This window comes from Burkholderia sp. HMSC10F09 (genome assembly GCF_001806955.1).
GTDB lineage: Bacteria > Pseudomonadota > Gammaproteobacteria > Burkholderiales > Burkholderiaceae > Burkholderia > Burkholderia multivorans.
The window spans coordinates 25,958-33,504 of record NZ_KV786507.1 but is presented as its reverse complement, the minus strand read 5'-3'; the positions used below and the strand labels follow the sequence as shown (position 1 = coordinate 33,504).

The 7,547-nt window shown below is 69.9% G+C and carries 6 protein-coding genes and 1 pseudogene; 5 read left to right on the top strand and 2 right to left on the bottom strand.

Features of this window, described 5'->3' with window-relative positions; translation table 11 throughout:
* A pseudogene (locus HMPREF3115_RS01845) lies at nt 1-222 on the top strand (RND transporter); the annotation flags it as partial.
* A gap of 107 nt (nt 223-329) precedes the next feature.
* The gene (locus tag HMPREF3115_RS01840) at nt 330-1,358 is read left to right on the top strand and encodes a MerR family transcriptional regulator (RefSeq protein ID WP_006404752.1); all 1,029 of its coding nucleotides are present in this window, start codon (nt 330-332) and stop codon (nt 1,356-1,358) included.
* A 117-nt stretch (nt 1,359-1,475) separates the two neighbouring features.
* On the opposite strand, the gene HMPREF3115_RS01835 is transcribed toward HMPREF3115_RS01840, so the two are convergent.
* Entirely contained in the window at nt 1,476-2,864 is a 1,389-nt protein-coding gene (locus HMPREF3115_RS01835; protein WP_070553303.1) for a sigma-54 interaction domain-containing protein, read from the bottom strand.
* A 279-nt stretch (nt 2,865-3,143) separates the two neighbouring features.
* Between HMPREF3115_RS01835 and HMPREF3115_RS01830 the strand changes: the two genes are divergently transcribed.
* Genes HMPREF3115_RS01830 through HMPREF3115_RS01820 form a run of 3 tightly spaced genes read left to right on the top strand, consistent with a single transcriptional unit; the run spans nt 3,144 to nt 6,563 of the window.
* Nucleotides 3,144-4,028 carry an MBL fold metallo-hydrolase gene (locus tag HMPREF3115_RS01830; protein WP_035488335.1) on the top strand — a complete coding sequence of 295 codons (885 nt, stop codon included), beginning with the start codon at nt 3,144-3,146 and terminating at the stop codon, nt 4,026-4,028.
* Nucleotides 4,029-4,061: 33 nt separating this feature from the next.
* Nucleotides 4,062-5,729: a bifunctional protein tyrosine phosphatase family protein/NAD(P)/FAD-dependent oxidoreductase gene (locus HMPREF3115_RS01825; protein WP_070553302.1), complete on the top strand. Its 1,668-nt coding sequence runs from the start codon at nt 4,062-4,064 to the stop codon at nt 5,727-5,729.
* A 27-nt stretch (nt 5,730-5,756) separates the two neighbouring features.
* The gene (locus tag HMPREF3115_RS01820; protein WP_070553301.1) at nt 5,757-6,563 is read left to right on the top strand and encodes a sulfite exporter TauE/SafE family protein; all 807 of its coding nucleotides are present in this window, start codon (nt 5,757-5,759) and stop codon (nt 6,561-6,563) included.
* A gap of 85 nt (nt 6,564-6,648) precedes the next feature.
* On the opposite strand, the gene HMPREF3115_RS01815 is transcribed toward HMPREF3115_RS01820, so the two are convergent.
* A complete protein-coding gene (locus HMPREF3115_RS01815; protein WP_006404747.1) occupies nt 6,649-7,473 on the bottom strand; it encodes an ABC transporter permease subunit in 825 nt (274 codons plus the stop codon).
* Nucleotides 7,474-7,547: the final 74 nt, after the last annotated feature.

The following is a 7,547-nucleotide window of genomic DNA, read 5'->3' as shown; positions in this document are numbered from 1 at the left end:
GGCGCGCTGCCGCCGTCGGCGGCGCGCGCGAGCGAACTGCAATACCGCAACGCGCAGCTCGACGCGATTCGCGCGACCGGGGCGCGCCTCGCGGATACCGCGCGCCTCTACCAGGCGATGGGCACGCCGCCGACCGAGCGCGCCGACACGGTCGCGACCGATCGGCCTGCGCGCGATGCGGCGGCGGCGTCACGGCCACCGTCGTCGCCGGTGTCGCCGTAGCCGCGCCGCGTGCGCTCGCGCGATGCGCGAGCGCTTTGCAACTTCCGCTTGACCCTCACGTAGCGTAACGTTCGAGACTCCAGTGTGCGCACCGAACGGAGGACATCATGCGGCTGAAAGTGGGAGAACTGGCGAAACGCAGCGGACTGACCGTCCGCACGCTTCATCACTATCACGCGATCGGCCTGCTGACTCCTTCGGCGCGTGCCGACAACGGCTATCGGCTGTACGACCGCCGCGACATCGCCCGGCTGCATCAGATCCAGGCGCTGCGTCGGTTCGGACTGTCGCTCGCCGAAATCGGCGACTACCTGAACCAGCCCGACACGCCGCTCGTCGAGCTCGTCGCGAAGCAGATCGCGTCGCTCGACCGGCAGCTCGCGCAAGCCGCGCAGCTGCGCGAGCGGCTCGTCCAACTGCACGCGCAGCTCGCGGCGGGTACCGAGCCGGAGCTGGCCGATTGGCTCACCACACTGGAGTTGATGACCGTGTACGACAAATATTTTTCCGAGGAAGAACTCGCGCGCCTGCCGATGTATCGCAAGAGCCAGACCGGCGATGCCGAATGGATCGCGCTCGTCGCCGACGTGCGTGCGCTCCACGACGCCGGCGTGCCGGCCGAGGACGAGCGCGTACGTGCGCTCGCCGATCGCTGGATGGCGCTGCTCGTGCGCGACACGAACAACGATCCGCGGCTGCTCGCGAAGCTGAACCTGATGCACGAGCGCGAGCCGTCGATGCAGGCGCAGATCGGCATTACCACGGCGCTGCGCGACTACGTGCTGCGCGCGAACGCCGAAACGAAGATGCGGATCTTCGAGAAGTATCTCGATCCGGACGAGATTCGTTTCATGCGTGCGCACTACGGCGAACGCGCGATGGAGTGGCCGCTGCTGATGGCCGACGTGCGCGATGCGCTCGAAGCCGGCAAGCGGCCCGATTCGCCGGAAGGCCGTGCGCTCGCGCAGCGCTGGATGGCGCTGTTCCGCGGCTATGCGGGCGACGATCCGGCCACGCACGCGAAATTCCGTCAGGCGATGGCGAACGAGCCGGCGCTGAAGAAGGACGCGTGGGTCGACGATGCGCTGCTCGGCTTCATGCGCGAAGCGATGGCGCAGCTCGCGCCGGCGCGCTGAGCGCCGAATGCGGTGTGCGGTGCGTGTTACGCGTCGCGCGCCGTCTGCCGTGTGCCGCGTGTCGCGCGCTGTGCAGCGTGTGCCGCGCGGTGTCGCGCGATGCAACGCACGCTCGATTCAGCGCGTGCGCACGCGTAACCCGAGCGCCTTCATCCGCCGGTACAGCGTGCGCTCGCTGAGGCCGACCTGCGCGGCCAGCGCCTTGCGCGTGCCGTCGAACGACGCGGCGAGCCGCACGAGTTCCGCGTCGGATACGCCGCGCGCGGCCGCCGCCACAGATGGCGCCGCCGCGGTGGCCGACACGAGTTCGGCCGGCAAATGCTCGACGCGGATCGTGCCGTCGTCCGCGAACAGGCACGCGCGTTCGAGCACGTTGCGCAGCTCGCGGATGTTGCCGGGCCACGCATACGCATCGAGACACGCGAGCGCCGGTTCGGTCAGCACGTACGGGCGCGCGAGCGCGTCGCCGGCGGCCGCGCGCGCGTTCGCGATCCGTCGCAGGATCGACTCGGCAAGCAGCGCGACGTCGCCGCGCCGCTCGCGCAGCGGCGGCAGCGCGATCGGAAACGCATTGATCCGGTAGTACAGATCCTGCCGAAAGCGGCCGTCGACGATCATGTCACGCAGCGGCTTGTGCGTCGCCGCGACGAGCCGGAAATCGGCGCGCAGCGCCTCGACACCGCCGACGCGCCGGAACGTGCCCGACTCGATCAGCCGCAGCAGCTTCACCTGCATCGGCAGCGGCACGTCGCCGATCTCGTCGAGAAACAGCGTGCCGCCCTGCGCCGTCTCGACGACGCCCGGCTTGCGCTGGTTCGCGCCCGTAAATGCGCCCTTCTCGTAGCCGAACAGTTCGCTCTCGAACAGCGTTTCGGCAATTCCCGAACAGTCGACGACGACGAACGGCCCCATCGCGCGATCGCTCGCCTCGTGCAGCGCACGCGCGAACAATTCCTTGCCGGTGCCCGACTCGCCGAGCAGCAGCACCGGCAGCGTCGACGGCGCGACGCGCTGCAGCGCGCCCAGCGCCGCATTGAACGACTCCGCGCTGCCGACGAGCCCTTCCGCGCTCGGCTGCGCCGACGCGCTGCGCACGGTCGTCAGCCGCTCGACGTACGCGATCACGTCGCCGCCCGCGTCGAAGATCGGCCGCAGCTCGACGTCGACGTGCTCGGGCCCGCGCGGCGTGTGATGAATATGCAGCACGCGATCGAGGCCGCGCAGCGCTTTCGCGCGCTTCATCGGGCAGTGCTCGCCGGCCTGGTCGCACGGCACGTCGTAGTGGTGCGATACCTGAAAACAGTGCCGGCCGACGTGCTCGACGCCCGCGACGCCGAACTGCCGCCGGTACGCGCCGTTCGCCGCGAGGATCCGGTAGTCGGGATCGACGACGATCGTCGGCTGCGGATCCTGTTCGAGATAGGCGACGAGCGCACGCACGTCGGGCGCGAGCGCCGGCGCGTGCGGCGGCACGGGAACGATCGGAATGGTGTCGTGCGGATTCATCGGGATTCCGGGGGATCGAGCGGAGCATGCGGCGGCCGCGACGAGCCAGCGCGCTCGGCCGGAACTGCCACAAAGACTGCCAATTCTGCCACACGACTGCCAAGCATGGCAGCAAGCCGCGCGGACCGTGACGTGGCGACGTCCGCGCGCCGCCTCGCGCGCGCCGAAAACCTGTGCGCAATCAACGACCTGCCTGGACAGCGAGCGCCGTCCTGCCCGCTGGCACGGTTCTTGAGCCATAGATCGCCGTTGTTCCATCCACCGTTCGAGGACATTCCCGTGACGCACTCTGCCGGCCTGGCGGTCGAAGGCTTTTTCGACCCGGCGACCCACACCGTCAGCTATCTGCTGCTCGACACCGCGACGCGCGCCTGCGCGCTGATCGACAGCGTGCTCGATTACGACCCGAAGTCCGGCCGCACGCGCACGGACAGCGCCGATCGGCTGATCGCGCGCGTCGCCGAACTCGGCGCGACCGTCCATTGGCTGCTGGAGACACACGTGCATGCCGATCACCTGTCGGCCGCGCCGTACCTGAAGGCGCGCGTCGGCGGGCAAATCGCGATCGGCGCACACGTGCGGCGCGTGCAGCACGTGTTCGGCGACCTCTTCAATGCGGGCCCCGACTTCGCGCGCGACGGCAGCCAGTTCGACGCGCTGCTCGACGACGGCGACACGCTCGTGCTCGGCACGCTGACGATCCGTGCACTGCACACACCCGGCCATACGCCCGCATGCATGACCTACTGCGTCGACGACGCGACGCAGCGTGCGGCATTCGTCGGCGATACGCTCTTCATGCCCGACTACGGCACCGCCCGCTGCGATTTTCCGGGCGGCGACGCGCGCACGCTGTACCGCTCGATCGCGCGCGTACTCGCGCTGCCGCCCGACACGCGGCTCTATCTGTGCCACGACTACCAGCCGGGCGGGCGCGATGTGCAGTTCGTGACGACCGTCGCCGAGCAACGCCGCGCGAACGTGCACGTGAAGGACGGCGTGACCGAGGACGACTTCGTCGCGATGCGCACCGCGCGCGACGCAACGCTCGAGATGCCGGTGCTGATGCTGCCGTCCGTGCAGGTCAACATGCGCGCCGGCCATCTGCCCGAACCCGAAAACAACGGCGTGCGCTATCTGAAGATCCCGCTCGACGCGATCTGAGAGCCGGCCCGCCCTTCAAACGAGAACCCCGACATGACTCTTCGCACGCTGACCGACACGCTCGCCGTGTCGCCGCAGATCGCCGTTGCCGACCTGCCCGCGCTGCACGCCGCCGGCATCCGCACGATCGTCTGCAACCGTCCGGACCGCGAAAGCGCCGAGCAGCCCGACCTCGCCGAGATCCGCGCGGCCGCCGCGCCGCTCGGCATCGCGGTCCACCATCTGCCGGTCGAACCGGGCAGGATCACCGACGACCACGTCGCGCAGTTCCGCACGCTGCTCGCGTCGGCCGCCGGCCCGACGCTCGCCTACTGCCGCACCGGCACGCGCTCGGCGACGCTATGGGCGCTGTCGCAGGCAGGCCGCATGCGCGCCGACGACATCGTCGCAACGGCCGCCGCGGCCGGCTACGACCTCGCCGCGCTCGCGCCGCGGCTTGCAGGCGGGACCGCCGACGCGACGCACGCGCCCGACGCACGCCACGAGATCGTGATCGTCGGCGCCGGTGCGGCGGGCATCGCGGTCGCATCGAGCTTGCTTGCGCGCGAGCGCGCGCTCGACATCGCGATCGTCGATCCGGCCGACGTCCACTACTACCAGCCGGGCTGGACGATGGTCGGCGCGGGCGTTTTCGAGGCCGGCACGACTGCGCGCGCGATCGCCGACGTGCTGCCGCGCGGCGTGCAGCGCATCCGTGCGGCGGTCGCCGCGTTCGAACCCGACGCGCATGCGGTCGTGCTCGACGACGGCCGGCGCATCGGCTACGGCAAGCTCATCGTGTGTGCGGGGCTCAAGCTCGACTGGCAGGCGATCGACGGTCTCGCCGACACGCTCGGCCGCAACGGCGTCACGTCGAACTACCGCTACGACCTCGCGCCGTACACGTGGGAGCTCGTGCAGGCATTTCGCGGCGGCCGCGCGCTGTTCACGCAGCCGCCGATGCCGATCAAGTGCGCGGGCGCGCCGCAGAAGGCGATGTATCTGTCCTGCGATCACTGGCAGCGCACGGGACGACTGGGCGCCGCCCACGTCGAGTTCCTCAATGCCGGCAACGCGCTGTTCGGCGTCGCCGACTACGTGCCCGCGCTGATGGCATATGTGAAGCGCTACGGGATCGCGCTGTCGTTCGGCCACAACCTCGTCGCGATCGACGGCCCCGCGCGCCGCGCGACATTCGTGCGCACACTGCCCGACGGCAGCACCGAAACGGTCGTCCGCGCGTTCGACATGATTCACGTCGTGCCGCCGCAGAAGGCACCCGATTTCGTGCGCGCGAGCGCGCTCGCGGACGCCGCCGGCTGGGTCGACGTCGATCCGGCGACGCTGCGCCACCGCCGCTACGCGGACATCTTCGCGCTCGGCGACGTGACCAACACGACGAACGCGAAGACCGCGGCGGCCGCGCGCAAGCAGGCGCCCGTCGTCGCGCACAACGTGCTCGCATCGCTCGGCCGCGCGGCGGGCGAAGCGGCCTACGACGGCTACGGCTCCTGCCCGCTGACGGTCGAACGCGGCAAGATCGTGCTCGCCGAATTCCTGTACGGCGGCAAGGTCGCGCCGACCTTCCCCGCCTGGCTGCTCGACGGCCGGCGCCCGTCGCGGCTCGCCTGGCTGCTGAAGGCGCGCGTGCTGCCGCCGCTGTACTGGGACGCGATGCTGAAAGGCCGCGAGTGGCTCGCGCAGCCCGCGATCGTCCGATAAGCGCCGCCCGTTCGACGGAATCCAATCATGCTGGTTTCTCTCCTACTCGGCGGCTGCGTCGGCGCGGTGCTCGGTCTGACCGGCGCCGGCGGCGGCATCCTCGCAGTGCCGGCACTCGTCGTCGGCATGGGCTGGCCGATGCAGCAGGCGACGCCTGTCGCGCTCGTCGCGGTGGCCGGCAGCGCCGCGCTCGGCGCGCTCGAAGGCTTTCGCCGCGGGCTCGTCCGCTATCGGGCGGCGCTCCTGATGGCCGTGGCCGGCGTGCCGCTGACGACACTCGGCGCCCGCCTCGCGCACGTGCTGCCGCAGCGCGTGCTGCTCGCGCTGTTCGCGCTGACGATGCTGATCGTCGCCACGCGCCTGCTGCGCCAGGCGCTGCGGCAGCCGACGGCCGATGCGCAGGTTTCGCCGCTCTGCGTCGGTCGCGTGAATCCCGACACGGGCCGTCTCGTGTGGTCCTGGCCCGTCGGCCTCGCGCTCGCATCGACGGGCGCGGTGACGGGGCTGATGACGGGCCTGCTCGGCGTCGGCGGCGGCTTCGTCATCGTGCCGATGCTGCGCAAGTTCACCAACGTGTCGATGCATGGCATCGTCGCGACGTCGCTGATGGTGATCGCGCTCGTCGGCACGGGCGGCGTGTTCGCGACGCCCGCGGCCGGCACGCACGCAGCGATCGACGTGATGCTGTGGTTTACGGTCGCGACCGCGCTCGGCATGGCGGCCGGCCGCGGCGCGTCGCGGCACTTGTCCGCGCGGCATGTGCAGGCGGGCTTCGCGACGGTGCTGGTCTGCGTCGCACTCGGGCTGCTCGCCAAGGCCGCGTTCGGCGCGTGAGCGGCCGCCGCACGCAATCAAAGACAACGCCCGGGCCGATCGACATCGGCACCGGGCGTTGCTCGTTGCGATCGCAACGTTCGGGTCAGGCCGTCGCGAACGCCGCCATCCGCTTGCGCTCCTGCCGCAGCATCACGAAGTTCGCAACGACGACGCCGATCGTCACCGCGACGATGAACAGCGTCGCGAGCGCGTTCATCTCCGGGTTCAGGCCGAGGCGCACGCGCGAGAACACGACGAGCGGCAGCGTCGTCGAGCCGGGGCCCGACAGGAACGCCGACAGCACCAGATCGTCGATCGATAGCGTGAACGACAACAGCCAGCCCGCGATCAGCGCCTGCGAGATCAGCGGCAGCGTGATCGTGAAGAACACCTTCAGCGGCGTCGCGCCGAGATCGAGCGCGGCCTCTTCCAGCGACGGATTCAGCTCGCGCACGCGCGACTGCACGATGATGGCGACGTACGAGATGCACAGCATCACGTGGCCGAGCCAGATCGTGAAGATGCCGCGCTCGGCCGGCCAGCCGATCCACTTCGCGAGTTCGATGAACAGCAGCAGCAGCGAGATCCCCTGAATCACTTCGGGAATCACGAGCGGCGCGTTGATCATCCCGCTGAACAGCGCGAAGCCGCGAAAGCGCCCCATCCGCGCGAGCACGAAGCCGGCCCACGTGCCGATGATCACCGATGCGAACGCGGTCAGCACGCCGATCTTCAGCGACAGCCACGCGGCCGTCAGCAGCTCGTCGTCGTCGACGAGCGCCGCATACCAGCGGAACGAGAAGCCCGACCACACGGTGACGAGCTTCGACTCGTTGAACGAGTAGACGATCAGGCTGATGATCGGGATGTACAGGAACGCGAACCCGGCAAACAGCGCGGCGAACTGCAGATAACGATTCGGTTTCATCGACGACGGCCCTCCTGCTCCTTCGCCTGGAAGTGCTGGAACATCGCCATCGGCACGAGCAGCAGCAGCACCAT

Excerpts from the sequence above, each read along its gene's own strand:
- HMPREF3115_RS01840 (WP_006404752.1), top strand. The coding sequence starts at position 330 with ATGCGGCTGAAAGTGGGAGAACTGGCGAAACGCAGCGGACTGACCGTC.
- HMPREF3115_RS01835 (WP_070553303.1), bottom strand. The coding sequence starts at position 2,864 with ATGAATCCGCACGACACCATTCCGATCGTTCCCGTGCCGCCGCACGCG.
- HMPREF3115_RS01825 (WP_070553302.1), top strand. The coding sequence starts at position 4,062 with ATGACTCTTCGCACGCTGACCGACACGCTCGCCGTGTCGCCGCAGATC.
- HMPREF3115_RS01820 (WP_070553301.1), top strand. The coding sequence starts at position 5,757 with ATGCTGGTTTCTCTCCTACTCGGCGGCTGCGTCGGCGCGGTGCTCGGT.
- HMPREF3115_RS01815 (WP_006404747.1), bottom strand. The coding sequence starts at position 7,473 with ATGAAACCGAATCGTTATCTGCAGTTCGCCGCGCTGTTTGCCGGGTTC.